This is a genomic window from Nitrospiraceae bacterium (assembly GCA_020632595.1).
Taxonomy (GTDB): Bacteria; Nitrospirota; Nitrospiria; order Nitrospirales; family UBA8639; genus Nitrospira_E.
The window spans coordinates 370,595-395,381 of sequence record JACKFF010000002.1 but is presented as its reverse complement, the minus strand read 5'-3'; the positions used below and the strand labels follow the sequence as shown (position 1 = coordinate 395,381).

Annotated in this window: 28 protein-coding genes; 14 read left to right on the top strand and 14 right to left on the bottom strand. The window is 54.4% G+C overall.

Annotated features, from left to right (window positions below):
• Positions 1-53 precede the first annotated feature (53 nt).
• Both H6750_06820 and H6750_06815 read right to left on the bottom strand, forming a co-directional pair.
• Complete coding sequence (locus H6750_06820; GenBank protein ID MCB9774025.1) at positions 54-437, bottom strand: metal-binding protein; 384 nt, start codon at positions 435-437, stop codon at positions 54-56.
• A 425-nt stretch (positions 438-862) separates the two neighbouring features.
• Positions 863-2,134, bottom strand: coding sequence for a DEAD/DEAH box helicase (locus H6750_06815; GenBank protein ID MCB9774024.1), 1,272 nt, complete (start codon positions 2,132-2,134; stop codon positions 863-865).
• Between the two features lie 324 nt (positions 2,135-2,458).
• On the opposite strand from H6750_06815, the gene H6750_06810 reads away from it, so the two are divergent.
• Both H6750_06810 and glgC read left to right on the top strand, forming a co-directional pair.
• A complete protein-coding gene (locus H6750_06810) occupies positions 2,459-2,959 on the top strand; it encodes a glutathione peroxidase (protein MCB9774023.1) in 501 nt (166 codons plus the stop codon).
• A 124-nt stretch (positions 2,960-3,083) separates the two neighbouring features.
• Positions 3,084-4,304 (top strand): glucose-1-phosphate adenylyltransferase, encoded by a 1,221-nt coding sequence (gene glgC / locus H6750_06805; GenBank protein ID MCB9774022.1) that lies wholly within the window; start codon positions 3,084-3,086, stop codon positions 4,302-4,304.
• 44 nt (positions 4,305-4,348) lie between these two features.
• Here the strand turns inward: glgC and H6750_06800 are convergent, their stop codons facing one another.
• The 7 genes from H6750_06800 to H6750_06770 all read right to left on the bottom strand — a co-directional run bounded on the left by H6750_06800 (position 4,349) and on the right by H6750_06770 (position 11,048).
• On the bottom strand, positions 4,349-5,146 hold the full coding sequence (locus H6750_06800; protein MCB9774021.1) for a DUF2182 domain-containing protein: 798 nt from the start codon (positions 5,144-5,146) through the stop codon (positions 4,349-4,351).
• 285 nt (positions 5,147-5,431) lie between these two features.
• The gene (locus H6750_06795) at positions 5,432-6,067 is read right to left on the bottom strand and encodes a DUF1326 domain-containing protein (GenBank protein MCB9774020.1); all 636 of its coding nucleotides are present in this window, start codon (positions 6,065-6,067) and stop codon (positions 5,432-5,434) included.
• Between the two features lie 507 nt (positions 6,068-6,574).
• Positions 6,575-6,901, bottom strand: coding sequence for a YnfA family protein (locus H6750_06790; protein MCB9774019.1), 327 nt, complete (start codon positions 6,899-6,901; stop codon positions 6,575-6,577).
• A gap of 35 nt (positions 6,902-6,936) precedes the next feature.
• A complete protein-coding gene (locus H6750_06785) occupies positions 6,937-8,163 on the bottom strand; it encodes an MFS transporter (protein MCB9774018.1) in 1,227 nt (408 codons plus the stop codon).
• A gap of 1,160 nt (positions 8,164-9,323) precedes the next feature.
• Positions 9,324-9,470, bottom strand: coding sequence for a hypothetical protein (locus H6750_06780; GenBank protein MCB9774017.1), 147 nt, complete (start codon positions 9,468-9,470; stop codon positions 9,324-9,326).
• A gap of 33 nt (positions 9,471-9,503) precedes the next feature.
• Entirely contained in the window at positions 9,504-10,709 is a 1,206-nt protein-coding gene (locus H6750_06775; protein MCB9774016.1) for an SGNH/GDSL hydrolase family protein, read from the bottom strand.
• An 84-nt stretch (positions 10,710-10,793) separates the two neighbouring features.
• Positions 10,794-11,048, bottom strand: coding sequence for a SemiSWEET transporter (locus H6750_06770; protein ID MCB9774015.1), 255 nt, complete (start codon positions 11,046-11,048; stop codon positions 10,794-10,796).
• Between the two features lie 260 nt (positions 11,049-11,308).
• On the opposite strand from H6750_06770, the gene H6750_06765 reads away from it, so the two are divergent.
• A complete protein-coding gene (locus H6750_06765; protein MCB9774014.1) occupies positions 11,309-11,623 on the top strand; it encodes a hypothetical protein in 315 nt (104 codons plus the stop codon).
• A gap of 168 nt (positions 11,624-11,791) precedes the next feature.
• Here the strand turns inward: H6750_06765 and H6750_06760 are convergent, their stop codons facing one another.
• Positions 11,792-12,883 (bottom strand): HEAT repeat domain-containing protein, encoded by a 1,092-nt coding sequence (locus tag H6750_06760; protein MCB9774013.1) that lies wholly within the window; start codon positions 12,881-12,883, stop codon positions 11,792-11,794.
• Between the two features lie 36 nt (positions 12,884-12,919).
• Between H6750_06760 and H6750_06755 the strand changes: the two genes are divergently transcribed.
• Positions 12,920-13,084 (top strand): hypothetical protein, encoded by a 165-nt coding sequence (locus H6750_06755; protein ID MCB9774012.1) that lies wholly within the window; start codon positions 12,920-12,922, stop codon positions 13,082-13,084.
• Positions 13,085-13,094: 10 nt separating this feature from the next.
• On the opposite strand, the gene H6750_06750 is transcribed toward H6750_06755, so the two are convergent.
• The 4 genes from H6750_06750 to H6750_06735 form a co-directional block, all read right to left on the bottom strand.
• A complete protein-coding gene (locus H6750_06750; protein ID MCB9774011.1) occupies positions 13,095-14,150 on the bottom strand; it encodes an NAD(P)-dependent alcohol dehydrogenase in 1,056 nt (351 codons plus the stop codon).
• 49 nt (positions 14,151-14,199) lie between these two features.
• Positions 14,200-15,048, bottom strand: coding sequence for a CBS domain-containing protein (locus tag H6750_06745; GenBank protein MCB9774010.1), 849 nt, complete (start codon positions 15,046-15,048; stop codon positions 14,200-14,202).
• An 80-nt stretch (positions 15,049-15,128) separates the two neighbouring features.
• Positions 15,129-15,293 (bottom strand): hypothetical protein, encoded by a 165-nt coding sequence (locus H6750_06740; protein MCB9774009.1) that lies wholly within the window; start codon positions 15,291-15,293, stop codon positions 15,129-15,131.
• 379 nt (positions 15,294-15,672) lie between these two features.
• Entirely contained in the window at positions 15,673-16,227 is a 555-nt protein-coding gene (locus H6750_06735; GenBank protein MCB9774008.1) for a hypothetical protein, read from the bottom strand.
• A gap of 467 nt (positions 16,228-16,694) precedes the next feature.
• On the opposite strand from H6750_06735, the gene H6750_06730 reads away from it, so the two are divergent.
• The 10 genes from H6750_06730 to H6750_06685 all read left to right on the top strand — a co-directional run bounded on the left by H6750_06730 (position 16,695) and on the right by H6750_06685 (position 24,760).
• Positions 16,695-17,666 carry an aldo/keto reductase gene (locus tag H6750_06730; protein ID MCB9774007.1) on the top strand — a complete coding sequence of 324 codons (972 nt, stop codon included), beginning with the start codon at positions 16,695-16,697 and terminating at the stop codon, positions 17,664-17,666.
• Positions 17,667-17,923: 257 nt separating this feature from the next.
• Positions 17,924-18,328, top strand: coding sequence for a hypothetical protein (locus tag H6750_06725; protein MCB9774006.1), 405 nt, complete (start codon positions 17,924-17,926; stop codon positions 18,326-18,328).
• A 451-nt stretch (positions 18,329-18,779) separates the two neighbouring features.
• Positions 18,780-19,043, top strand: coding sequence for a hypothetical protein (locus tag H6750_06720; protein ID MCB9774005.1), 264 nt, complete (start codon positions 18,780-18,782; stop codon positions 19,041-19,043).
• 118 nt (positions 19,044-19,161) lie between these two features.
• Entirely contained in the window at positions 19,162-19,836 is a 675-nt protein-coding gene (gene deoC / locus H6750_06715) for a deoxyribose-phosphate aldolase (protein ID MCB9774004.1), read from the top strand.
• Between the two features lie 223 nt (positions 19,837-20,059).
• The gene (locus tag H6750_06710; protein ID MCB9774003.1) at positions 20,060-20,656 is read left to right on the top strand and encodes a sigma-70 family RNA polymerase sigma factor; all 597 of its coding nucleotides are present in this window, start codon (positions 20,060-20,062) and stop codon (positions 20,654-20,656) included.
• A gap of 386 nt (positions 20,657-21,042) precedes the next feature.
• Positions 21,043-21,261, top strand: coding sequence for a heavy-metal-associated domain-containing protein (locus H6750_06705; protein ID MCB9774002.1), 219 nt, complete (start codon positions 21,043-21,045; stop codon positions 21,259-21,261).
• On the top strand, positions 21,258-21,398 hold the full coding sequence (locus H6750_06700) for a hypothetical protein (protein ID MCB9774001.1): 141 nt from the start codon (positions 21,258-21,260) through the stop codon (positions 21,396-21,398). The genes H6750_06705 and H6750_06700 overlap by 4 nt, the downstream gene beginning before the upstream one ends.
• Before the next feature lie 338 nt (positions 21,399-21,736).
• Positions 21,737-24,058: a copper-translocating P-type ATPase gene (locus H6750_06695; protein ID MCB9774000.1), complete on the top strand. Its 2,322-nt coding sequence runs from the start codon at positions 21,737-21,739 to the stop codon at positions 24,056-24,058.
• 182 nt (positions 24,059-24,240) lie between these two features.
• The gene (locus H6750_06690; protein MCB9773999.1) at positions 24,241-24,477 is read left to right on the top strand and encodes a type II toxin-antitoxin system ParD family antitoxin; all 237 of its coding nucleotides are present in this window, start codon (positions 24,241-24,243) and stop codon (positions 24,475-24,477) included.
• A complete protein-coding gene (locus H6750_06685; GenBank protein ID MCB9773998.1) occupies positions 24,470-24,760 on the top strand; it encodes a type II toxin-antitoxin system RelE/ParE family toxin in 291 nt (96 codons plus the stop codon). Before H6750_06690 ends, H6750_06685 begins: the two co-directional genes overlap by 8 nt.
• Positions 24,761-24,787 lie beyond the last annotated feature (27 nt).

Genomic DNA, 24,787 nt, shown 5'->3' with positions numbered 1-24,787 from the left:
ATCCCCGGTATCATTACTGCGCTACTCGCAGAAACATAAAACTGACAATCCCTTCAATAATACCCTCCGGCGGTGGGTGTCATTCCACTAATTTCTTTTAAATGCGTCACCGCAGACTTGGCATGACCGGTTGCCACATCAGCATGTCCGGCTTGACCATGTGTAATAGCCTCCCCTAATTCGGAGATGGCCGCATCAAGGTGAGGATTCGTCATGTCCTTTTTCGCAGCCTGCGCATGTTGAAGGGAAGCTTTTGCATGGGTCACGACCGCATCGGCATGCCCCATGCCGCCATGATCGACGGCTTCCTGTGCATGCGTAACGGCTTCCGCCACATGTGGATTGGTCTTTCCGGATGAATGAGAAGCGCAAGCCGCGACAAGTCCGAGGCACAACAGGCTAACACTCAGTCGAGTGATCCAGGTTAGGACACGCATCGTCAGCACCTCCTTGAAAAAGTAAAAAAAGACGTCCGATCACCAAATTCTAGTGGAAAACTCATAGTAAAATCTTCCCTTTCTCGATGAGGGCGGAAGGAACCATCTACTCTCATCCATAAGTCTTTCCAGAACCAAAGCTGGAACAGACAGTGGCCACAACAGTTTTCCCATTTGGGCCCCTAACCACTACCGGCGCGGTGCGAGGCCCAAGCACGGTATTGTTTCAAACGGAAAGCGCGACCCAGGCACTTACGGTTCAGGCAAATGCCCAGGAAGGATATGGAAGCACGACTTGGTAGAAAACGAGAAGTGGAGAGACGGAGACATTTCAAAAACCATGAAGCCCGGACCAGAATGATCCGGGCTTCAGGAAAACTCCTAAGACTCTTTTACAAATATTAAAAGAGTCTGTGCGAGAAGCGTTAGGAAGCGAGGGTCGACGGACGCGGCCGACGAATAGCCGGTCGGTCATGTCTCGCAGGGCTCCCGGATCGAGGCGCACCAAATCCTCTACCCGTGGAATTAGGCCGTGGCCCGCGTCTCTCGGGTGCAATGGCCGGCATTGGCGGACGGCTTCCAGGAGCGCAGGGAACCGCTTTTCCCAGCAATTTTTCTATCATGCGTAACGAACGATTATCCTCACCGGTCACAAAACTCGTAGCCCACCCTTTGGTATTCTTGCGCGCCGTCCGACCAATACGATGGATATAATCTTCCGGCACATGAGGCAAATCATAATTAATCACGTGTTGAATATTGTCCACGTCCAACCCGCGAGCGGCAATATCGGTCGCAACTAAAATTTCAAACCGCCCCCGGCGAAAGCCTTCCAGGGCCGCACGGCGTTGAGGCAGCCGTCGTCCGGCATGTAATACCGCCACGCGACAACCGACCTTTTCCAGGGTTTCCCCGATCCGATCGGCACGATGTTTGGTCCGGGTAAAGACCAGGACCGACCCCTCTGTCTCCTTTAAAATAGACAGCAGCAGAGAGGTTTTATCGGAATTGGCAGTGTGATGCACCGTATGGGTGACGCCTTCAGCCGGTGTGGCAGATTTCGCGACCAGGGCCTTAAACGGATCGTTGAGAGACATCCGAGCCAAATCAGCCAAATTATTCGGCATCGTTGCCGAGAAAAGTAAGGTTTGCCGGGTTTCCGGCAACGCCTCAATGATTTGATTGAGCTGAGGCGCAAACCCCATATCAAGCATCCGATCGGCTTCGTCGAGGACCACCATCCGAAGTTTGGCAAACGAAACCGTCCCCTGCCACATATGGTCAAGGAGACGACCCGGCGTCGCGACGATGATATCGGGACGTTGCCGTAAGCCGCGGACTTGCGCATGCATATCAGCACCACCCACCAGCGTGGTCGCAAAAATCCCGCGCACACGCCCGAACTTATCAACCGTCTCTTGAATTTGAAATGCCAACTCCCGGGTTGGCGCTAAAATCATCGCGCGAGGGTGGCCCTTAGGACCATCTACCAATCGTTCAATGATAGGAATGACAAAGGCGGCGGTTTTTCCGGTGCCGGTCTGGGCACAGCCCAGCACATCCCGGCCTTCCAGAGCCGGAGGGATGGCCTGAACTTGAATCGGGGTCGGTTCCGTTAAACCGAGCTTATTCAACACCCCAACCAAAGTAGCAGACACACCAAGCGCACCAAACTGTGACAACGCAGTTGAAGACATAAAACTATTCCTTTTGTTACAAGGATCGTATGTAAGCGGGTTCAGAAAACCGAGTGAAGCAGAATCAGGTGGGAAGTCCGCTCCGAGCAGGATCTGGTCGCGATACGATCGCGGGGCCCGAAGATTTATTGAATGTTCCCGTCGTCGGACCGAATCGACATGAACAGAGGGTAGGTTACAGGACAATCCCTATCCTGTCAAATTTTCCGTCTCCCCTCGCGTGCCCCACCCGGTATTCGAATGTTACAATTGGCAGCTGAATGTCCATTCACATGTCACACCACAACCATTGATCCACTCAACCACTGTAAGGGGATAAAGCCCATGAGCACGATTTACGACATGACCTGCCGGAACATTCAGGGTAAAGAAGAGTCCCTCGCCACCAAAAAGGGTAAGGTGTTACTCATCGTCAATACGGCCTCAAAATGCGGATTCACCCCTCAGTTTCAGGGGTTGGAAGATCTCTATAAAAAATATCATGCACAAGGACTGGAGATCCTCGGATTTCCCTGCAATCAGTTTGGGAGCCAGGACCCGGGGGAGAACGAAGAAATCCTCGCGTTCTGTCAAACCAACTATGGTGTGACTTTTCCGATGTTTGCCAAGGTGGACGTGAATGGGCCCGATGCTCATCCCCTCTTCAAACATCTCAAAGCCGAGGCACCCGGCGTACTCGGATCGGAGGCCATCAAGTGGAACTTCACGAAATTTCTGGTGGACCAGACCGGTGCGGTCAAAGAACGCTATGCCCCCTCAACAGACCCATCAGACCTTGAGGCAGCCATCACCGCACTCCTCAAGGCCAAGGCGAAGCCAGCATAAATCAGGCAAACCCGGGCCAGCTCACCCAAACTCCATTGCAAGCCCAGGGCTTGCGCGCCAAGCCACGGCCGGGACGCAACCCATTCCTTCCATCCCGGCCATTTGATATCATACTTTCCCCCTTATGATTGATATTTATACCATGATCCTTGCCGGCGGGCGTGGCGAACGGCTCCTCCCGCTCACCCAACACCGCGCCAAACCTGCGGTGCCCTTTGGGGGCAAATACCGCATCATCGACGTGACCCTGAGCAATTGCCTCAACTCGGGGCTACGCAAAATTGCCGTGCTCATTCAATATAAATCCCACTCGCTGGACCGCCACATCCGGAGAGGATGGTCGATTTTCAACCCGGAGCTGGGTGAATTCATCTTCTCCATCCCACCGCAACAACGCATCAACGCCGAGTGGTACCGGGGCACAGCCGACGCCGTCCATCAAAACCTGTTTTTGCTGGAACAGGAACACCCGAAGTTTTTATTGGTGCTGGCCGGAGATCACCTTTACAAAATGAACTATGCCGACATGCTCAGGTTCATGCAAAAAACGGAGGCGGATGCCGTCGTGGGCGCCCTTGAATGGCCGGTTGAAGAAGCTCGGCAGTTCGGGGTCCTTGGGGTGGATCCCTCAAACCGGGTGACACGGTTTGAGGAAAAGCCGGCCAACCCGTTTCACGTACCTGACGATCCAACCCATGCATTTATTTCCATGGGCATCTACCTTTTCCGGACAGACCATCTCTATGAGGAACTGCGCAAAGACTCCGGAATGGCGACGGCCCATGACTTCGGGAAAAATATTATTCCCAACATGATACAAAACAACAAAAAAGTTTTTGCCTATAATTTTGAAGATGAAAACAAAAAAGAGGTCAAGTACTGGCGGGACATCGGTACCCTGGACGCCTACTACGAAGCCAACATGGATCTCGTCGGGGTTGACCCCCACCTCAACCTCTACGATGAAGCCTGGCCCATCCGTACCTACCAGGGCCAATACCCGCCCGCCAAATTTGTCTTTGCCGATGAGTTTAAGGGAGGGCGCAGAGGCCTGGCACTGGATTCCATCGTCTCAGGCGGCTGCATTATCTCCGGAAGCCTGGTGCAAAATTGCGTGCTCTCACCAAACGTCCACATAGAGCATCATGCAGAAGTCCACGATTCCGTCATCATGGAAAATGTCAAAATCGGGGAGCGATCCCGTATCCGCCGGGCCATCATCGATAAGGGTGTCGTCATTCCTCCCGATACCATCATCGGCCATGACCTCCATCACGATCGCCAACGCTTTCCCGTCACCGAAGACGGCGTAGTCGTTGTGACACCCGATTCACCCACAAAGTAATCGAGCCGTCGTGGAAGGGGCACATCCTCAAAACGGACAACCCGTTAGGCCAGAACCCACACCCCCACCCCACTCACAACCAGGCCGATCCCGGCCGCCCATCTCAAGCGAGCACTCAAGGCGCCGACCGGCAACACCTTTTCGAACAACACAAAGGCCGTTATTGCCGCAATCCAGAGGACATTCATCACCCCACCCACAAACAACAGCCCCATCAAGGCCCAACAGCAACCCAGACAAAACGCCCCATGATGAAGTCCCAATCGAAAGGCGCCGCGAACACCCGGTCGCCAATGCTTGGCAAAAAAATGAGCAGGTGCACGGCAATGATCTAAGCACCCAGCCTTCCACGGGGTCAGTTGATACAGACCCGCGACCATCAAGAGCCCTGCACCGACAACATGACTTTTGGCCACCATCATGGGCGAGAGCATGGCCGTTTCATGCAATCCCCACTGCACGACAGTCGCGCCTAGACTAAAGACACACCATAAAAATAAATACCCGGCCACAAACGCCCCCGTCGGAGCCATGGGTGAACCCTGCCGCTCGGCCTTGCGAACCATGCCTGCATACAACAAGGTCATCGGGACGGCACTTGGCAGCATCATCCCGACCATCATGACTGCCCACATCAGATACACAAACACAAAGTCCACGGGCCTCCATGGATGCAACGGTATAATCGCCACGGGCGCATCAGCATGCATCATGGGCATTTTCGCCCGGAGATACAGGACATAGGCCCAAGCCAGAACAATCACGCCAACCAGGGCTGAGAGAATCGTGATTCGATCACGCGTGGGTAACCTAGGCAATGACGGAAGGGGAGAGGGACTCATGGAAACGGACTATAAGAACCCCTGAAACAATCAGCAACTGACAGGGAGGTTGAATAACCGGGAGGCGGACACCTTGGCCTGATGAGTCTGAGAGAAGGTTCCCTTCCTGACCAGAAGGGCAAAGTCCGGGTGGGCGCGACGGTCAAGATTACGACATGGGGGCTATCCTGAGCCAAACCGGGAGACCCAACACAGCGTCGTCAACACTCTGCACATTCAAGATGGCGGAAAATGATGGTGGCCGAAAAAGAAGTCATTCACAAGGATAGATGCATCGCTCAACAATCAGGCTCTAATGACTCCATCCTGATTCATATGAAGAATATTAAATTGCCCATAGCTATCAGACAGGTTCAACGTAATCCCGGCTTGAGCTTTGGTCGACCCATTGCCCACTTCGGCTACGGTATATTCAAATCCTTCCGGCAAATGAATTCTCGCACGATGGTCTCTTCCGGTATGAGGATTGGAAATGGGTGTCCCCTTCGATTCCACCAAGCCCGGGACCTTGACCGTGGCCTGTCTTGCCTCCACATCTATGGAGAGATCAATCGGAACAAACTGCGGTTCCAACACGTTGGTCATCGTACTATTGAACACAAAAAAGTGGGTAGCCCCCGGAACGGTCGCCTCGCCATGGAGGATTTTTCTGAGGGCTTCGCGTTGCAAGGCATCCGCTTGCGCATCGATTAAAATCTGCTGGGTTCCATTTCCCTGAGCAATTTCCCCGGGCCATTGCAAAAGCATGACATAGTTCAATCCATCCAAACGCGTGTCATTGAAATACCCCTCTTCAATATGCCCCGAGCCCATTGCCTCGCAAAATCCGTGGGTCGAGGGGGCATGAAACTGGCACCCACACCCATAGGTGCAGTTGCAATTGGAAAACTCGACCCCACGCAGCATCCATTGATCAGCCATCGTGCCCTCCTTTCGAAAGCCATATCTGACACCCTCTCAACTATCCTTATTTTCTATCATGACGCCCGCCCACGTTTCCATCGCCACCCCGGGCATTGCCCCATCCACTGGGAGTCTTCGTCAAGAACCTCTCCCACCACATTCATTCACCTGTAATTTCCGACTGTTCCCCTCACGCCATCTATACTTTTTCTTCCGGGTTCGCTACCATCCGCCTCCGAACGGCACCTTACAAAGCCGCATCATTCACAACACAAGGAGCACACCATGGGCAAGAGCCAGGACGCACGCAAAGAAACCAAAAAGAAGCCAGCGAAAACCATGAAGGAAAAGCGGGCCGAGAAAAAAGGCAAAAAATAGCTAAGGGCATTCGTGCCCACTCGGCGAAGACCCGCAAGTTGACGAGGCGGAAGGAAACACCCCCTCGTCAACGCTCAGAAGATCCCCTTCACCATTTGCCAACCTGACCAACACCACCCACCGCGCAACCCGTTGCCCTCTAATGTATTACGCGGGACGAGGGCCCCAAAGGATCACCGCCGCTCCGACAAGACATAACCCGGCCCCGAGCCAATCCCAACGATCAGGGTGGATCTGTTCAACACCCCGGAGCCATAAGAGAGAGGCCGCAATATATACGCCGCCGTAAGCGGCATAGGCTCGACCCGCAAATGCAGTCTCGGTTCGTGCCAATAACAGAGCGAACACAAGCAGACTCACCATGCCGGGCACCGTCCACCACGCCGATCGCCCCAGCCGGAACCAGGCCCAAAAAGCAAAACACCCGCTAATTTCCGCCAGCGCAGCGCCGGCGTACCAATACAGGGTAGTCATATCTTCTCCTTATTTCGTGACACCACAAGGCACCATTATCCTCGGTTCGGATGAAGGGTATCCGGGTTATGGAGAACAAACCCGAACAAAGCGACAGCCGTCAACACCGCTCCACTCAGAAAGGTCGCGGAGGGACCGAACTGGTCCCAGAGGAATCCAGCCAGCACACTCGCACCGAGAAGTGCCACACCGCAGACGAAACTGAAAACACCGAAGGCGCTTCCGCGAAGCTCAGGCTGTGAGGCATCCGCAATGAGGGTGGCCAGGAGGCCTTGCGTAAGGCCCATATGAATGCCCCAGAACGCCACTCCAATCATCACCACAACCACATCGCCGGCAACAGCAAGAATCACATCAGCCACCAATAAGAAAAGGCATCCTGCGACCAACAACGGACGACGACTCATCTTATCCGCAAGCCTGCCTGCCGGATAAGCCGACGCGGCATAGGTCACACTCATCACGACCATCACCAGTGGAATAAATGTCACCGATAACCCGAGATGTTCGGCCCGCAAAACAAGGAACGCTTCGCTAAATCTCGCCAGGGTTAACAGGGCTCCACACACAACAATCCACCAGTAGGCCGGAACAAGCCTCCGCAGATCATTCAGCCGAATACCCGTTTGCAACCTTCCCTCAGGACGAATAGAGGGAGGCTCCTGAACGCCAACGATCAACAGAAACACGGCCAGTACCGCGGGGAGGACGGCAACCCATAACACGGCTCGGATGTCATCGGCCAGCACAACCATCAACCCCATAGCCATCAACGGCCCAAGGAACGCACCGACGGTATCGAGCGATTGGCGAAGCCCGTAGCACGTCCCGCGCAAATCCGGCGGCGCCAACTCTCCAATCAGCGCATCACGCGGGGCTCCACGTATACCCTTCCCGACGCGGTCCAGAAACCGCGCGAGAAACACGGTAGTCAGGCTGGAAGCTAAGGGAAATAACGGTTTGGTCGCCGCCGCCATGCCGTAGCCAATCACCGTCAGCAGCTTGCGTTTCCCCCAATAATCACTCAACACGCCGGAAAACATCTTGGTCAATAAGGCCGTGGCTTCAGCAAATCCTTCAATGAGGCCGACCCACAACAGACCGGCACCAAGCACCGACACCATATAGACCGGGAGCAAGCTGTGAATCAGCTCGGACGACATATCCATACACAAACTCACCAATCCCAACGCCCAAATACTTGTCGGGATTCGGGGTCGATCGGAATGAGAGGATGTGAGAGAAGGTACAGGATCAACCATAGCAGGGCTTAGAGTGTCCTCTTGCACACAAGAAGGGAAGATCTTGATTGATTATCCGGACAGGGGCGCAGCTGAGATCATCGCCCTGATAATTGCATCACACACTCCTCAGGCATGGCTTTCACGTCATGCCTTGAGGGTCTCAAGAATACCATACTCCAGCACATTTGTTGTTGGCAGAATCCAGAGGGAATCATCCCCGGCCAGTGCGAGGATTACACAGCCCTGCGTCAAACTCATTGAGAAATTATGAAAAAGACCCAGTCTGAATTCTTGCAAGATAAAAATTCAAGCACTGATCGGATATTCGGACCACGCTTACCGCCCCCCAGCAGGCCGGACATCGACAGAAATATTAAAGGAGAAGCCGACCTGAGACATGCCTTGCACGCGCTAGACCGATGATAAGGGACTTCGAGAGATACGCTCCAATGCCTGTCCCTGGCTTTCGATATTATCCTCGACAAGGAAGATACCGGATCCGCCCCTTCCTTCGGCGGATCGAATAATCACCCGGCCGGTCTCAGCAACGTTGCTGGGAGTGTTGAATAATTAAGATTAACAAGGACAAATTTGCCCAGGATGAGATTACTCATCAAAGGCTCCGGGTCGGTTCAAAAAAGCATGCCCTGAGTCTTCCCGAAGGGTCCGTTCAGCAAGGCCGCAGCCGTTTTTACGCGCGGAGCGTACGCTGAGTACGTGAGCACGGAAAAATGGCGAGAACGCCGCTGGCGGCTTTTTTCAACAGACCCTTGCAACAAATTGCCGATCGTAGCCTAGTCACATTCCTGGCTTTGCCGTCAGACGACTCAATAATTTGGCCCCGGGCAACGGCAATACTAAGTTAGTAAGCCTTTCAATACACCACGAGTTTGAGATTCGCCGCAGCAGTCGCCGCAGGTTTACCACCCGGAACCTTTACTGACCTGCCAGGGATGTTCTTCAACGCTTGGGCCATCACATACCCTTCCGGGAAAGGGCATGTGCATTCAGACCGACCTGATAGCGGAGTGAAATCCGTTCACAGATTGAAATCGACGAAGAGGCGGAAGAGAGCATTTTCGAGGGATTCGCCAATACGGGCCCTGGCTCAAGTTCAATGATATTTCCCAAACGGCCCAACACCCCCACTTGTGCAGAAATCGCATAGAGGGGACAGGTCAATCTGACGACTGGTCATACCCCAAATAGTAAGACCTGGCCATCTCGAGCGCCTCCTGGCCGTAGGCACGAGAATAGGGAGCACGCATCTCCACGGGAAGAGTCTTGGCGAGTGCAGCGAGGTTATGCATAAAAATCTGTGTCACATCCGACCCCCCCGAGGGTGGAAATAATCGCAGTCATTCCACCTGTAAGTCTTTCGCCGGAACGATCGATTCCATCATCAGGCAGATCCTCTCAGACATGAGCTTCCCCGCAAGCCGGTGACCGGCGGCGTTCCAGTGGCCCTTCCCCAATGCCGTGTTCTGAAATCCATGTAAGAACACACCATGCTGTTCAGCATAGGTGGCAAGCGGTTCTGCCAGGCTCAATAATTCGATGTCTTCCCGTTTCGCCAAAGACTGAATGCGCCGATCCGGATACAAAAGATCCGGTACGCCAAGTTGACGGGCCAATGCCTGTCGATGTTGCACGTCGGGATGAACCTGGTCGGGATTCGAAAGGCTCACAAGGAGAAACCGGCGGCCGGCATCGTCTACCTCTCGTTTCATTTGCACGATCAATCGTTCGGTAATCTCCCAGGCCTGTTTCCAGGATGGGTCCGGCTGGTCGAGATAGACCAGTTGATCGAGACGAAGAGCGGGATCTTCCCAGTCCTTCATCTGCCGTTGCTGAGCCCCTTGTTCCAGAAAGGATTTAAGTTTGTATTTGGCATGGCGAAACACCTGTAGCACGCGGGAGACTTCAAAGACCTCGGCACTCAGCGGCAAGTGTTGAAACCAAAATTCCGTCGTGTGATGGAAGGAATTATCGAGGACGAGATGCCCGGCGTTCATGATGAAATAAGGAATGTTGTTTTTCCCGTACAATTCTCTCAGGTTCCCACGAATATCGTTCTCTGTATACAATGCCAGCAGGACAAGATCCGGATCATAGGGAGAAGCCTTATGACGCAGCACCAGCAATTCCTGGGCTGTACTGAAGCCGGACACACCGAAATTCATGGCTTCTATCTGACGCCCGGCGAGGGAGGGGCAGTCTGATAGCTCGTGTTCAAGCCTGGCCCCATAGATCTGTTCGGTCGGGACCTGTAGCGCTTCAGTGTAGGAATCGCCCAGAAGCGCAATGCGGAAGGTCCCAACGGGCTTCTCGAGAGTGTGCTCATGGTCGCGCAGACCGGAACGATTGATCCGGATGTAGGCTTCACCTTCATCAGAATACAGACCTTCAGTCCCCGGTTTGTGAGCATAGCCGGTCAGATTGTCAGCGATAAAAAACGAGGGGTAGGAAATTCCGAAAAGCCAAAGACCGATTTCAGCGAGAACAAAGGCAACTCCACATCCCATGAAGACTAATGCGATGTTTCCTGCCCACTTTCTTACCACCCGCTCTCATCCCCTCTCATTCTGCCATACCATCATACAAAACCGGTTGTCTGAAACAAGGCGAAATTTCCCCCTATGTGTCCTTTACCCGTACCGGAGCTTCAAAACGAAAATCCAACCGGCCAGCAACAACGTCACCAGATTGGCGATGAGGAGCGGCCAATCATGATTGATCAAACCATAGATGCTCCAGAGCATCAAACCCGAAGTTAAGATCGAATACATACTCAGGGAAAGATCTTTAGTATGTTTCGTTTTTACAATTTGAATTGCCTGCGGAAGAAACGACGAGGTCGTGCATGCCCCCGCGACATATCCCATAACCGTCACCCAATCCATGTTGCCTCCTCTATACTGTTTCTCATTAGCCCATGCGGGTTTTTTACTGAACCACTCTGGTCCAATTTGGAATCGTGCAGTATACCGCTCCGTTAGTTTGTCGGACAAAAGCCTCTCCAGATAATTGATATGGAATACTCTTCTCCGGCTGCCCTTCCGATCCGTTGCGATACAGGGCGAACGTTGAATCGCCGGAAGAAAATGGCGTATGGTATGTGGCGATCTTTCAGGAATATTCAAACGAAAGGATTCTCAGTCCAATGACCTTGCAAGCCCATGCGGAAGCATTGTATGCGGGCATTCGATCATTATTGGGACAGCATGACGCGAGCCAGGTTCAAGCGAAACTGGCACAGGACCTGCGCCATGTGGTGCCAACCTGGCATCACACAGCCCCTGGCTGTCCCGGGTGGTATTGGTTTAAATCGCCGGGCGTGAGTGAACCACAGCTATTGCATGTGACGCATGGCCGGATTGATACCAAACTCATGGCCGATCTTGGTCCGCCGAATAATCTGGTGGATGTTCAGCGCATACAAGGGCAATGGGCTGGGCCCCTTCTTCCCCCAACCTAAGCGGGAGAAAAGGCTTTTACGCGCGTTCCGGGTTGCTCTCGATTGCTCCGCAATAAAATAGTGAGGGATGAAACCGGGGGAAACGTGAGCATGATGCAACAGTCTCTCCGCATGCCTTCTTTCTTCAACCAATCCCGACTGTCACGTCGCTCCACTCGCATCCACGTTTCAAAGCTGATTGAAATCCTGGAATTTGTGGACGACACTGACCACATCCCGTAGTTTCTTCATCTCCGGGGAGTTATCGTAAATCAGCCACAGTCGGTCTTGGAGATTGTTGATGAGTGCGACCGTTGGTTTATGGTGGATGGACCCAACACCCCACACAACTTCAGTGAGGACAGGAAATTCAATATCAGAAGAAGACCGGATTTTCGACGTCGCGTTGGACAGATACGTCAGCAGAATCGTCATCACCTCCAGATCCCCTTCGGCTCGCAAAATCCGTCCCAATCCCTTGGCTGCCGCGGCTCGAATCGAGACCGCTCTGTCCTGACCTTCAAACAGGCCTTGCAGGTACGGAACGACCTCGAGTCCAAGACCGGAAATAGCCGCAATTGCCTGCTCCGGAGCCTGCCCCCGTTCAACTTCTTTCAGGAGATACGGAAGGGCTTCGGGATCCGGGAACTGTCGGAGCAAATCAAGAATAATCAATTGACGGGTTTGGGGCGTCTCGGGATTGGTCAGCACGGACACCAGGCGATGGGTCTGCCCCCATTCACTGAGGAGCATAACCGGAAAATCAAACCGTTCAAGTTCACGGGTGAGTTGCGCAAAAACAGCAACGCCGGAGTCTACCTCCTGCGCCTCTCGCAGAATATGAGCATCCGGCTCCATGGAGGGGTGTACTTCTTTGTGCCAGCTCAGGTCCTTCCCCTCAAGGAGATACGATAACTGGCAGGCCGGGCCATGCCAGAGCCGGTCCGGCGTATCAGTCAACTCATTATCGCCGCCGAAGCGTGCGACGGTTTGTTGGTGTTTACGCTCTTCGCAGATGATGTGGAATTCCACATCATGGGGTTGAGCGGCCTCCGTGACCACCTGAAATCCCAGCTCTTCGAATCGCCGCTGAACCACCTGGAAGATCGGCTCGGCCGAGATAAAACCTTTTTCGGTCAGCGCCAGGGCGGAAACCCGGATCGTTTGAATGCGGGCGAGCTGTGCTTTTTGTTCGGGAGTGAAAGAGGCGCGGCGGGCCGGACTGTCGGTCGGAAAAATCAGCACCAGAAGGATAACGAGATGCACCACTATTCCCATCATGGCAATCTCCCTTTTGAGCAAGAGTACCAGAGATTAATGGAATCGCAACCCTCTTTTTTAGGGAAAGAGGAAATTTATCAAACACTCATTATTCGCAAAGGCAATGGGAACTGCCGTCTCCTCCTCTTACTGCCACCGGGCTGGCCCGCCAAAAATACTCTTCGCGACGTTGCCGGTGATACACATATCCGGACCATTTAAGAAACTCTCGTTATGTGGCCGCGTTCGTTAACGAGGCCATATCGATGACAAAACGAAAACGGACGTCCCCCCGCAGGACCCGTTCATAGGCTTCGTTAATCTGTTTCATGGGAATGACCTCCACATCGGAAGTGATTCCATGCTCCCCGCAAAAATTCAGCATTTCCTGCGTCTCACGAATTCCGCCAATCAGAGAACCCACCAGCCGCCGCCGCCGCATAATAAGCGAAAATGCCTCAACGGAGAGCGGTTCGCTCGGCGCGCCGACCACAATGTAGGTTCCATCCGTTTTCAGCAACCCCAGAAAGGCATTGAAATCATGGGTACCGGAGACCGTATCAATCACAAAATCAAACTGGCGGGCCAGACGCGTAAAGGTCCCTTCCTGCGAAGTCGCTGCAAACCCTGTCGCCCCAAGACGCTCCGCATCCCCCCGCTTCATGTCCGTGCGGCTCAAGACGGTGACCTCCGCCCCAAAGGCCTTACCAAATTTGACGGCCATGTGACCAAGCCCCCCGAGCCCCACCACAGCCAGCCTATGGCCTTTTCCCACACCCCATTGTCGCAAGGGAGAGTACGTGGTAATTCCCGCACACAACAACGGGGCGGCACCTGCCGGCGAAAGAGAATGAGGAATCTTGAGCACATAGGACTCATGCACCACGATTTCGCTGGAGTAGCCGCCATACGTCGGCCGGCCATCTTTGTCGAGACCGTTGTAAGTCAGAATCATACCGGTTTCGCAATATTGCTCTACGCCTCGGGTACAGGAGGAACAGGTACGACATGAATCGACAAAACATCCGACGCCGACCGTCTCTCCTTCACGAACCTTCTTTACATCTGCCCCCACCCTGATCACCGTCCCGACCACCTCATGCCCTGGGACCATGGGAAAGATGGATCCACCCCATTCGTCTCGCGCCTGATGAATGTCGGAGTGGCAGACTCCGCAAAACAGAATTTTGATCAGAACGTCATTCGACCCGACCGGTCGCCGGTCAAAGCTGAACGGTTCGAGTACAGCCCCGGCTTGCAACGCGGCATAGGCTTGGGTTGCCCCCATCGGTGCGCTCCTTACATTGAAGAATGAATCCGGCCATGGGTGAGAAACCCTATGATTGCTGGTTGAGAAATCTGGGGCGATCCCTGACGGAAATCATTCGCATCAGATCCCTCACAGACAAAATTCCCACAATCGCATGATTTTCCGTAATGGGCAGATGCCGGATGTTTTTTTCGGCCATGAGATCGCTGGCATCATGCACCGTCCGGTTGATATCAATATCGATCAGCGTTTGCGTCATCACCGAACCCACCCTGGTCTGGGCAAGGTCCTGGTTCCGAGCCATACCCTTATGGACCAGATCACGTTCCGTGACAATTCCCACCACCTCACCGGCCTGCGTCACCATGAGAGCGCCGATCCGCTTGTCGGCCATACGCTTGGCCGCGGTCATGAGGGTCGCTTCCCGGTCGATCGATTCAATATCCCGACGCATCAGCACACTGAGAGGCCGGTACACATCATCAAGATCCCGGATCGGGCCCTTCTCCGCATACACAAAATGTTTCACCAGATCACGAACGGAAATCAGGCCAACAATGGCGTCCCCTTCCGTCACACAAAGATGGCGAATGCCATGCTTTTCCATGAAATGGCTGGCATCCAGCATCATGCGATCGGAGGGAATGGAGAGTAACGGGCTTGCCATAATCTGCCCCACGGTCGTTCCTGCCGCAGTCAGGTCTTTGGCGATGACCCGGCGAAGGAGATCGGTTTCTGAAATAAGCCCGATAATTTTTGACGGGTGAGATTCCTGCTCTGCCGGATAGACCACGAGACTGCCAATCCGTCGTGCCGCCATGAGACTGGCCGCATTCACCACGGAGGTGTCTTCGCTCACCCCTTCAAGATCACGCTGCATATAGTGCCCGATGGTTTCCTTGAAGTCGACGCTCATAACCTTCCCTTCTTCATCAAGGAGTGAATATCGCCTATTCCGTTCCCATTCGATCCCGGTCTCCGGCCCGGACATGCCGATTACGTAAGTTCCTGTTCCTGAATAAATTGCCGCGCATTAATCAATTCGTCATACAGGCACAGTTGATTTTTCACTAAGAGATGCTCAATCGCGGCAATCCGGAACATCACTTCAGGGAGCATGATATCGAGGCGTTCATTGAGTGACTCAATCGTTTTGGCCATGCCTCCCGGTGCACGCGAAGCACTCACGCGTTGAGGCCGCGTGGACTTCCTGGGGGCAATCCCCTTTTTTCGAGAGGCAGTCCTTTTCTTGGAGGCGGGCCCTTTCTTGGAGGAGGCTGGTCCTTTTTTGCGAGAAGGCGTCTGCTTTTTTGAGGAAGAAGGAGTGCGTTTGCTAGCTGCTTGACGGATCGACTTCTTTGTTACGGCCATACTACCCTCCCAATTGACCAATAATAAATCTCACAACGAACAACCGGTCACAGAGATTTGCGTCCTTTTGTCCACGAATACGCTGAACGACTATACACCACCATGTCGGATTTTTTCGAGCACACGAAACTCCCTTGCCGGGAACAGGGCCATAGGATGTTCTACCTGGTCACTTCAGGATTTTCAACTTCTTCTCGACATGGCTCTGACATTCCAGACAAATTCCATGCGTCAAGGACGGCACAACCGGGCTGCCAAGGAGATCAAGAGCATTCACCACCTCCTCCAACTCGATCCATCCCCGGTTCGGGAGACGGACTTTCATACACCAACTACAGATCGTCAGGAAAGGCTCCCCTCTCTCGACATCGGGATCAAGGAACAAAACAGGGTCCCGTGGAACCACACGAATGGGGTGAGTCGAGAACATCAGTTCCTCCTCCGGAAGAGGAGACACCATGAGTTGAAAATAGCGGCGACAGACCGGGGAATCGCAACGAAACTTGAACACCGCTGCCTGCTGATTCATTCTTACGGCTTTAAAAATATGGCGGTAGATCTGACGGAGGTCCTCCCCTTCGATGAAATCCCAGATGGACTTTCCAATAACATACGCGCGATTCAGATGTCCCCCGGCATTTTGGCAGGCAAACTGTAACCATCCCTCATTGATAAACCGAATGCGGTCGGCCTTATCGATGCTATATTGAATCGACGTGGGCATGGTGGACCTCCGGGTTGGATGGGACCTCCCACTACAATCGTGAAGAAGGGGTCATCATACGCCAAATGGGAAAGCAGTTCAAAATAATCATCCAAGATCAGTCCGGGCGATTCAGGACGCTCCACACGGCGACCCATGCCGCCATTTGAGTTCCCTTCTTCCGGAAGAGATTTTTTCATTCTTGCTGGCAGGCTGTTGAAAAACTCAACATTCGTCTGAGAGCTTTTCGGGATCCAAAATTTTTCGATCTTCCATGAGCGAAGCAGGGTGTTCAAAAAGGCCCATCCAGTCCTGTCCTGAGGCTTCTCGAAGGGAAGGCCGCAGCCGCTTGGACGGGCGGAGCGTACAGAGAAGTACATGAGCACGGCCAAGGGGCGAGAACGCCGCTGGCGGACTTTTTCAACACCCTGCTAGAGTACGACAATGCTTGTCCGCTGTATGCGTCATCTTTGATGAGGAGTGGCTGAATGCACTATGTCCATCTTGGGCGATCCGGGTTGAAAGTCAGCCGGGTGTGTCTGGGCACGATGAATTTTGGACCGGAAACCACCGAAGCCGACAGTGGAACGATCATGGATACCGCACTGGAACTCGGCATTAATTTCTTTGATACCGCCAACGTGTATGGATGGGAAGTGGGGGAAGGCATTACCGAACAGATCATCGGTCGTTGGTTTGCGCAAGGAGGCCAACGCAGGGAAAAAGTGGTCCTGGCCACCAAAGTGTTCGGCCGGATGGGAGACTGGCCCAACCAATCCCGTTTGTCCGCTCTCCATATCAAGCGGGCCTGTGAAGCCAGTTTGCGCCGGCTTCAAACCGATTATATCGACCTGTATCAGATGCACCATGTCGACCGGCATTCGCCATGGGAGGAAATCTGGCAGGCCATGGAACAACTCATGCGCGAGGGGAAAATCTTATACGTCGGGAGCAGTAACTTTGCGGGATGGCATCTGGCGCAAGCGCAGGAAATGGCCAGGCACCGGAATTTCCTGGGACTGGTGGCCGAGCAGAGTTTATACAACCTGAATGACCGCATGATTGAGCTGGAGGTCATTCCGGCCTGTGAAGCCTATGGCATTGGCCTAATTCCCTGGAGTCCGGTCGCGCGCGGCCTGCTGGCCGGGGCGCTGGAGCCCGCAACCGGCGGACGACGGGCCGATGAAGAGTTGCGCAAGAACGTGGAAAAATTCCGGCCACGGCTGGAAGCCTACGAAAAGTTATGTCGGGAAGTCGGCGAGGCGCCTGCACATATCGCCATGGCATGGCTGCTTCATCAGCCGGCCGTCACGGCACCGATCATTGGTCCCCGAACGCTGGACCAGTTACAGGGCGGCATGCGCAGCTTCGACATCACACTGTCCAAAGAGGTGTTAAAAAAATTAGATACCATCTTCCCCGGACCAGGAGGCCCCGCACCCGAAGCCTATGCCTGGTGAGAGCCCGCGCCGGGTGTCAAATATTTGCACCTGGTGCCTAAAGAGATAAATCATCGACAAAATTTTGACGCGTGCGTTTTCCCCACACCGGTCTCACCACCATTCGAATTCCTTACGACTCAACAGGTTGTCCTCGCCTGAATCCCCGCCAACCGTCCATATCAGCTCTGGCATATCAGTTGCTCTAAGGCAGAGAGAGGACGTCCACTCACAACCAGGTGGAGTCGGGCTCGGGGCCTCAAGCCAAGGAGGATGTCATGCGAACGACCATCCCCATTTTCGCACTCGCCATTGTTTTAGCCCTTATTCTCATGGGAGGAGAAATCGTCACAGCGGAAATCCCGCCACCCGAACCGGATGAGGGGTACCTGGTCGACGAAGATATCAATATTGTCACCGGCCTCTACATTCGAGAATATTCCCTCCGCAAGGACGGCATCGTCGATTACAAAACCGCCCGTCAAATCCTCATCTCGGAATATAATGAACATTGGAATTCGGTGGTCGAAACCAAAGAATGGCCGTTATTCTACTGGCATGATGTGAACCGGGACGGACATTGGACCATGTATATCGACCGGAAGGTCAAAGGCTGCACCTGCGATATCGTCCCCTACGAAGTAAAGACGGAGGACGCAAAGGCACAAAAAGATCCTTTTTAACCGGCGGGGCGTTGAAAAAGTATGCCCTGAGCTAAAGGTGCCGCCGGCAGTGCTCACAGACCTTTCTCTACGCTCTCTCTACGCTCTCTCTACGCCCCGCCCGTCTCAGCGGCTGCGGCTTTTCCTTCAAGGTGCCTTAGGACACCCCTGGACGCGCCTTTTGGCACATTCTGTTTCGCTCAGGGAAAATTGAAAAATATTCGATCCCGATAAGCGCACAGAAAATTTTTGAGTGTGGTAACCGCTCACTGCACAGGACCAGGTGCCACGCTCCCCTGCCTACTCCCGGGAATCGACACGATTCCTGCCTCCCTGCGCACCACAGGAATCGCCGATTGACCGGTAAATGGATTCACCTTTGTGGCGGAGTACACTCCCGGTCCGGTTTCCTGTTAATCTAGGACAAGATTGATCAACCACTGCTGCAGGGTCTTAAGGAAAGGAGGCATTCATGGGCCATTCATTAGAACAGCTTCAAAAAATTGCCGATGATCTGAAACGCCAGCGTGAAGAGCTTCAGGTCAAACTACACCTGGCCAAAGCGGATGCGCGTGATGAATGGGCGAAACTGGAAACACGGTGGGAAGACGTCAAGACCAAGATGGAAGCGGTCCGAAAGGAAGCCAGTCACACAAGCGAATCCGTTTCATCCGGGCTTGGACTGGTGCTGGACGAACTGAAGAAAGGCTACGACAACATTCGCAAGACATTGTAATCCGTGCCCTGTCAATGCATCTTTCTTCTCTGATCCGGGTACCCACGACGCGGTCAGGTCGTACGAATTCTCGGAGGGGACACCGCAACCTCTCGCAACTCTCATCGGAGCCTGCAGGATGACCCGCGACGAATTCACAAAAATTATTGACCATACCGCGTTAACACCGGACACCACCAAAGACCGGATCCGACAGCTCTGCGAAGAGGCGGTGACGTTCGGCTTCGGGGCAGTCTGCGTCGCCCCGCTCTGGGTTCCATTTGCCACGCGTTGTCTGGAGGGATCTCCCGTCCGGATTTCCACGGTTATCGGCTTTCCCCACGGCAACACCCTTCCGGACGTGAAAGCCTACGAGGCCAAACTGGCCATTGAAGCCGGAGCGCATGAATTGGATATGGTCATCCAGATTGGCTTGCTTCGAGCGGGCAACCATGGAGCTGTCCTGGACGATATCCAGAGCGTCATGAACGTCGCGCGTCGTGCCTCCCGATCAAAAATTCTGGTCAAGGTCATTCTCGAAATATCGCTCTTAAATAAAGAAGAACAACAAATAGGCTGCCAACTCGTGGAGAAGGCCGGAGCCGACTACGTGAAAACGTCGACAGGATTTGCCGGTCACCACGTCACCATTGAAGAGGTGGGGTTTCTGCGAAGTATTGTCGGGACACGGGTGGGCATCAAGGCGGCGGGGGGCATCCGCGACCTGATCACTGCCGTGGCATTGGTCAATGCCGGAGCGTCCCGCCTGGGGAGTTCGTCATCCGTATCCATCATGCATATGTGGCCCGGATAAAACCCCTCATCATTGCACGATCATCCCCGCACACCCTGTTGGATGACCGGCCATCCTTTTCCATTCAGTTTCCCTTTCGAGTCATCATGCACGCCGGGTGTAGCCGGGAACCTATTGTTCCAGGTCGACTCTTTCGTGACACGTATTCGATCTTCCCGAATGCCGGCCGGGCATGCTATCGTCTCGCCCTCCTGAACGTGTTGACGACAACCTTGAGCAGCACATGAAAACCGAAAGCACATCTGAAATGGCGAAGAAGGCCCAACACCCTCCCCTCTTAGATGAGGTGATGAAGCAGTTAACCGATCATCGCCAGGCTTTCCACGCCTTCCTGACCCGCCGTCTGGGTAATCCCGCCTTTGCCGAAGACCTCCTGCAACAATGCTTCATGAAAGCCCTGGCCCATTTCCATTCCATCAAAAAAATGGACCGGATCGTCCCCTGGTTCTATCAAATCCTTCGCCATGCGTTGATTGATTATTATCGAAGCAAAGAAACGGACAACAAGCGGTTTCAAGCCTTTCTTGTTGAGACCGAGACACTGGGCACCCATCAGGTCCCTTCGCTTGATGAACTACAACCCACGATTTGTGCCTGCCTGGATCGCCTCGTGTTGACCCTCAAACCCGAATATGCCGACATCATTCGCCGGATCGATTTGTCCGGAGAATCGCTGCAATCCGTCGCCGGGGATTTACACATCACCACCAATAACCTCACGGTCCGTTTGCATCGAGCGCGCCAGGCCTTGCGCAAGTCCCTGGAAGATTCCTGCGGGATTTGCAGTAAGCATGGGTGCTTGAATTGCACCTGCGAATAAGCCCCAACACCCCCTTCTCCCCACATCTCCCACTCCCCACATTCATCCCTTCGCTCGAGAACATTGCCCTGCCGTTGTGTAACGAAGACCCGTACCAAACACATAAGGAGTGTTCAAAAAGGTCCGTCCGGTCCTGTCCTGAGGCTTCTCGAAGGAAAGGCCGCAGCCACTTGGACGGGCGGAGCGTACGAAAGAGTACGTGAGCACGGCCAAGGGGCGAGAACGCCGCTGGCGGCCCCTTCGGCCAGACTCAGGGCAGGCTTTTTCAACACTCCACCCCCTGTAAGAATCGGGATCGGGCTCCGTCTATATAAGCAAACGGGCATGTCGGACACCGAACAGGACATGCACCACACACAAACCAATTTCAACAGACGGAGGTTCCCATGGAAGATCTCACACTCACCATTGAAGGCATGAGCTGCGGGCATTGTGTGCAAGGTATCACCAACATCCTTTCCAAGTTGAAGGGCGTGAAGGTGGATCAGGTGAAAATTGGGGAAGCCACCCTTGGCTTTTATCCGCAGACCATCACACCCGACCAAATTATTCAGGCGATCGAGGAGGAAGGCTACAAAGCCCGGCCCAGCATGGAGGCCTTATGAATACCATCGAATGGATCGTCATCATCGGTGGGCTGACGGCAATTGCCTGGGTCAATTGGTACTTCTTCATGGCTCAGGCTGTTGCAGTCAAGCGGGTACAGAGGAAGGCGGAACTCAGGACATCAGCCCCACGATGAACGATCAATGAAACCGTAACGTCCTAGCTTCCTTGTCATCCTGAGCCCTGGCGAAGGATCTGGGGCCCGGTGCAGATATCTAGGCTGAGCTAGATCCTTCGCTTCACTCAGGATGACACCGGGGCGAGAGGCCACGCAAGGACGTGCAGACTTTTTACATGCCTGAAAATTAATACTAAAAATCTTACCCATCAGCATCGAGCTTACAGAATAGGAAAACAGACATGAACACCGTCATCGCCAAACCAGAGAGCATACGATCACATCCCACCGTGAGGAAACGGGACAAATCCCCAGACACGGTCCCTACCCGACGGGTGAGTCTTTCGGTCGGCGGGATGACCTGCGCCGCCTGCCAAATCCGCGTGCAACGCGCGCTGGACAAGGCACCCGGCGTCATTCAGGCCTCAGTCAATCTGATGTTGAAATCCGCGGAGGTGGCCTATGATCCGGTCACTACGACATCGGATGCGGTCAGACTGGCCATTACACAAACCGGATATGAAGCGGAGATCAAATCGTCGGATCGCGCGGACCAGGATGAGCAGGCGCAACAGGAACACACGCAGGCGGAGGAATTTCGCTCATTTCGCAACAAGGCGACGGTCAGCGGCATACTCGGGATGGTCGCCATGGTGCTCTCCATGCCGCTCATGAGTGCCGCCCCCACCCACCCTCACGGTGGGATGACCGATCCGTTCATGCACTGGATCATGGGATGGATGACACCCGTCCTCACAGCATTCGTCCCCGGCCTCTATGCCATAAATCCAACCACCCTGGCCTTCACCCTGCTCGCCATGACCGTCTTCGTGATGACCTGGGCAGGAAGACATTTTTATACGCGGGCCTGGGCCGCCTTCCGCCACCATTCCGCCGACATGAATACCCTGGTGGCGGTCGGCACCGGCGCAGCCTTTCTCTTCTCCCTCGTGGCCACCCTCGCGCCGGAGATCTTTCTCAGCCGGGGCATGGCGCCGGAACTCTATTACGAGGCCGTCATCATGATCATCGCGTTGATCCTGACAGGCAATGCGCTTGAATCCAGAGCCAAGCGCCAAACATCGGCGGCCTTGCGCAAACTCATGACGCTCCAACCCCGTACCGCCCGGATCATCCGGGATGGCCTGGAACGGGAGATTCCGGTCGAAGACATGCGCACCGGAGACACGGTGCTGGTCCGTCCAGGGGAACGCATCCCTGTGGATGGCACCGTGCTGGCCGGAACCAGCCCGGTCGACGAATCAATGCTGACGGGAGAATCCATGCCCGTCGACAAACAGCCCGGTGATCGCCTGATCGGGGGAACAATGAATACCACCGGCGCGTTTCAGTATCAGGCCACCACCTTGGGCACAGACAGTGTGCTCTCGCGCATTGTGCAACTCATGCGCGAGGCCCAGGGCTCCCGCGCACCCATTCAAAAACTGGCCGACCGTGTCAGCGGGATCTTCGTTCCCGTGGTCCTCTCGCTGGCGATTGCCACCTTTATGGTGTGGTTTCTCCTGGCGGATACCGCGCCTGCCATACGCGCCCTGATCGCCGCCGTGTCGGTGCTCATCATCGCCTGCCCCTGTGCAATGGGATTAGCCGTGCCCACGGCCGTCATGGTGGCCACCGGCAAAGGAGCCGAACTGGGCCTACTCATCAAAGGTGGAGAAGCGCTTCAACGGGCAAGCCAGGTCACGACTATTGTGATGGACAAAACCGGCACGCTCACCGAAGGACAACCGGCCGTCACCGAAATCCTGCCTGTCCCCGGCACCACACACACCGCACAAGAGATTCTTCGCCTCGTCGCCTCATTGGAAAGTTCTTCGGAACATCCGCTCGGCCAGGCCATCGTGCGGCATGCCACAACCCGGAAATACCCGCTGTCTCCGGTGCACGCGTTTCAAGCGATGACGGGACGAGGTGCCGTGGGCATGGTTGAAGGCTACAAGATCGCCGTGGGAAACCAGGCCCTGATGTCTGAATTAAAAATTCAGACCGGCACAATCCAGGAGGATGTCGAGCGGTTCGCCAGGGAAGGGAAGACCCCGGTATATGTGGCCATCGACGGAACCGTGGCAGCCTTAGTGGCCATCGCCGATCCGCTGAAAGCCTCTTCCCGCGAGGTGGTCGACCGCCTGCACCGGCGGGGGTATCAGGTGACGATGCTCACGGGAGATCATCAACAAACCGCAGAAGCCGTGGCACAAATGGCCGGAATCACACGGATGGTGGCGGGTGTCCTGCCCGAAGGAAAGGTGGCGGAAATCAGACGGCTTCAGAAAAAAGGCAAAGTCGTCGCCATGGTGGGTGACGGGATGAACGACGCACCGGCCCTTGCCCAAGCGGATATCGGCATCGCCATGGGAGCGGGGTCCGACATTGCCATCGAAGCGGGCGATATCACCCTCATGCGCCATGATCTGCGCGCGGTCGGGTCCGCCATCGAGTTGGCCCGGCAGACGATGAAAATCATGAAGCAAAATTTGTTCTGGGCCTTTATCTATAATGTCGTGGGCATTCCGGTTGCGGCCGGCATCCTCTATCCCATCTGGGGCATCATGCTCAGCCCCATTCTGGCCAGTGCCGCCATGGCCTTCAGCTCCGTCAGTGTGGTCACCAACAGCCTCCGGCTTCGTGCATGGACGCCGGAAACACGTACACGATAAGTCACCATCATCAACACAGCCACCGGACAGGGAGCTTCTCCGCTCCCTGTCCGGACACCCATCCCTTTCTCCACCATTCCTACGGAACCTCACGCATGCATCCTCACGTGTCCTGTCTATGCCCAATCTCTGGTTGGAACGGATTGCCCATCTGTGCCAAAATGAAAAACGGAGGCGAGTCTATGGCAACGATGAATGTGTCGGTGCCCGATCCCATGAAAGAGTGGGTACAGGGCCAGATTGCAACGGGAAAATATGCAAACGCCAGCGAGTACGTTCGTCATCTGATCCGGCGGGATCAGGAAAAGATCGAAGTGTTGCGACGGGCACTCCTCGAAGGAGACCGCAGCGGTATGAGCCGCCGGAAGGTTGAGGATATTATGAACGATGTGAAAAAACAAAGTGTGGACCATGAGTGAGTATCAACTCTCAAAAAAGGCAGACCAGGACCTCCAGCGAACCTATGAGTTTTCCATCCAGCAATTCGGGCAACACGTGGCGGATGAATATTTCCTCTCTCTCAGGGATTGCCTGCTGCAGGTAGCCGACAGTCCAACATTAGGAAGAGATTGCAGTGAAATTCTGCCCGAGTATTTCCGGTTTGAATGTGGCCCCCACTCAATTTTTTACAAAATGGGAAAGAAGCGGATTGTGATCGCCAGAGTCATTCACCAGAGTATGAATCCGGACATCCACATGTAACCGGGCTGGATCGCTTCCCCACGCTCC

Bases quoted from the DNA above. Each gene is read 5' to 3' on its own strand.
- H6750_06820 (MCB9774025.1), bottom strand. From the start codon at position 437: ATGCGTGTCCTAACCTGGATCACTCGACTGAGTGTTAGCCTGTTGTGC.
- H6750_06815 (MCB9774024.1), bottom strand. From the start codon at position 2,134: ATGTCTTCAACTGCGTTGTCACAGTTTGGTGCGCTTGGTGTGTCTGCT.
- H6750_06810 (MCB9774023.1), top strand. From the start codon at position 2,459: ATGAGCACGATTTACGACATGACCTGCCGGAACATTCAGGGTAAAGAA.
- glgC (MCB9774022.1), top strand. From the start codon at position 3,084: ATGATTGATATTTATACCATGATCCTTGCCGGCGGGCGTGGCGAACGG.
- H6750_06800 (MCB9774021.1), bottom strand. From the start codon at position 5,146: ATGAGTCCCTCTCCCCTTCCGTCATTGCCTAGGTTACCCACGCGTGAT.
- H6750_06795 (MCB9774020.1), bottom strand. From the start codon at position 6,067: ATGGCTGATCAATGGATGCTGCGTGGGGTCGAGTTTTCCAATTGCAAC.
- H6750_06790 (MCB9774019.1), bottom strand. From the start codon at position 6,901: ATGACTACCCTGTATTGGTACGCCGGCGCTGCGCTGGCGGAAATTAGC.
- H6750_06785 (MCB9774018.1), bottom strand. From the start codon at position 8,163: ATGGTTGATCCTGTACCTTCTCTCACATCCTCTCATTCCGATCGACCC.
- H6750_06770 (MCB9774015.1), bottom strand. From the start codon at position 11,048: ATGGATTGGGTGACGGTTATGGGATATGTCGCGGGGGCATGCACGACC.
- H6750_06765 (MCB9774014.1), top strand. From the start codon at position 11,309: ATGACCTTGCAAGCCCATGCGGAAGCATTGTATGCGGGCATTCGATCA.
- H6750_06760 (MCB9774013.1), bottom strand. From the start codon at position 12,883: ATGATGGGAATAGTGGTGCATCTCGTTATCCTTCTGGTGCTGATTTTT.
- H6750_06755 (MCB9774012.1), top strand. From the start codon at position 12,920: ATGGAATCGCAACCCTCTTTTTTAGGGAAAGAGGAAATTTATCAAACA.
- H6750_06750 (MCB9774011.1), bottom strand. From the start codon at position 14,150: ATGGGGGCAACCCAAGCCTATGCCGCGTTGCAAGCCGGGGCTGTACTC.
- H6750_06745 (MCB9774010.1), bottom strand. From the start codon at position 15,048: ATGAGCGTCGACTTCAAGGAAACCATCGGGCACTATATGCAGCGTGAT.
- H6750_06740 (MCB9774009.1), bottom strand. From the start codon at position 15,293: ATGGCCAAAACGATTGAGTCACTCAATGAACGCCTCGATATCATGCTC.
- H6750_06735 (MCB9774008.1), bottom strand. From the start codon at position 16,227: ATGCCCACGTCGATTCAATATAGCATCGATAAGGCCGACCGCATTCGG.
- H6750_06730 (MCB9774007.1), top strand. From the start codon at position 16,695: ATGCACTATGTCCATCTTGGGCGATCCGGGTTGAAAGTCAGCCGGGTG.
- H6750_06725 (MCB9774006.1), top strand. From the start codon at position 17,924: ATGCGAACGACCATCCCCATTTTCGCACTCGCCATTGTTTTAGCCCTT.
- H6750_06720 (MCB9774005.1), top strand. From the start codon at position 18,780: ATGGGCCATTCATTAGAACAGCTTCAAAAAATTGCCGATGATCTGAAA.
- deoC (MCB9774004.1), top strand. From the start codon at position 19,162: ATGACCCGCGACGAATTCACAAAAATTATTGACCATACCGCGTTAACA.
- H6750_06710 (MCB9774003.1), top strand. From the start codon at position 20,060: ATGAAAACCGAAAGCACATCTGAAATGGCGAAGAAGGCCCAACACCCT.
- H6750_06705 (MCB9774002.1), top strand. From the start codon at position 21,043: ATGGAAGATCTCACACTCACCATTGAAGGCATGAGCTGCGGGCATTGT.
- H6750_06700 (MCB9774001.1), top strand. From the start codon at position 21,258: ATGAATACCATCGAATGGATCGTCATCATCGGTGGGCTGACGGCAATT.
- H6750_06695 (MCB9774000.1), top strand. From the start codon at position 21,737: ATGACCTGCGCCGCCTGCCAAATCCGCGTGCAACGCGCGCTGGACAAG.
- H6750_06690 (MCB9773999.1), top strand. From the start codon at position 24,241: ATGGCAACGATGAATGTGTCGGTGCCCGATCCCATGAAAGAGTGGGTA.
- H6750_06685 (MCB9773998.1), top strand. From the start codon at position 24,470: ATGAGTGAGTATCAACTCTCAAAAAAGGCAGACCAGGACCTCCAGCGA.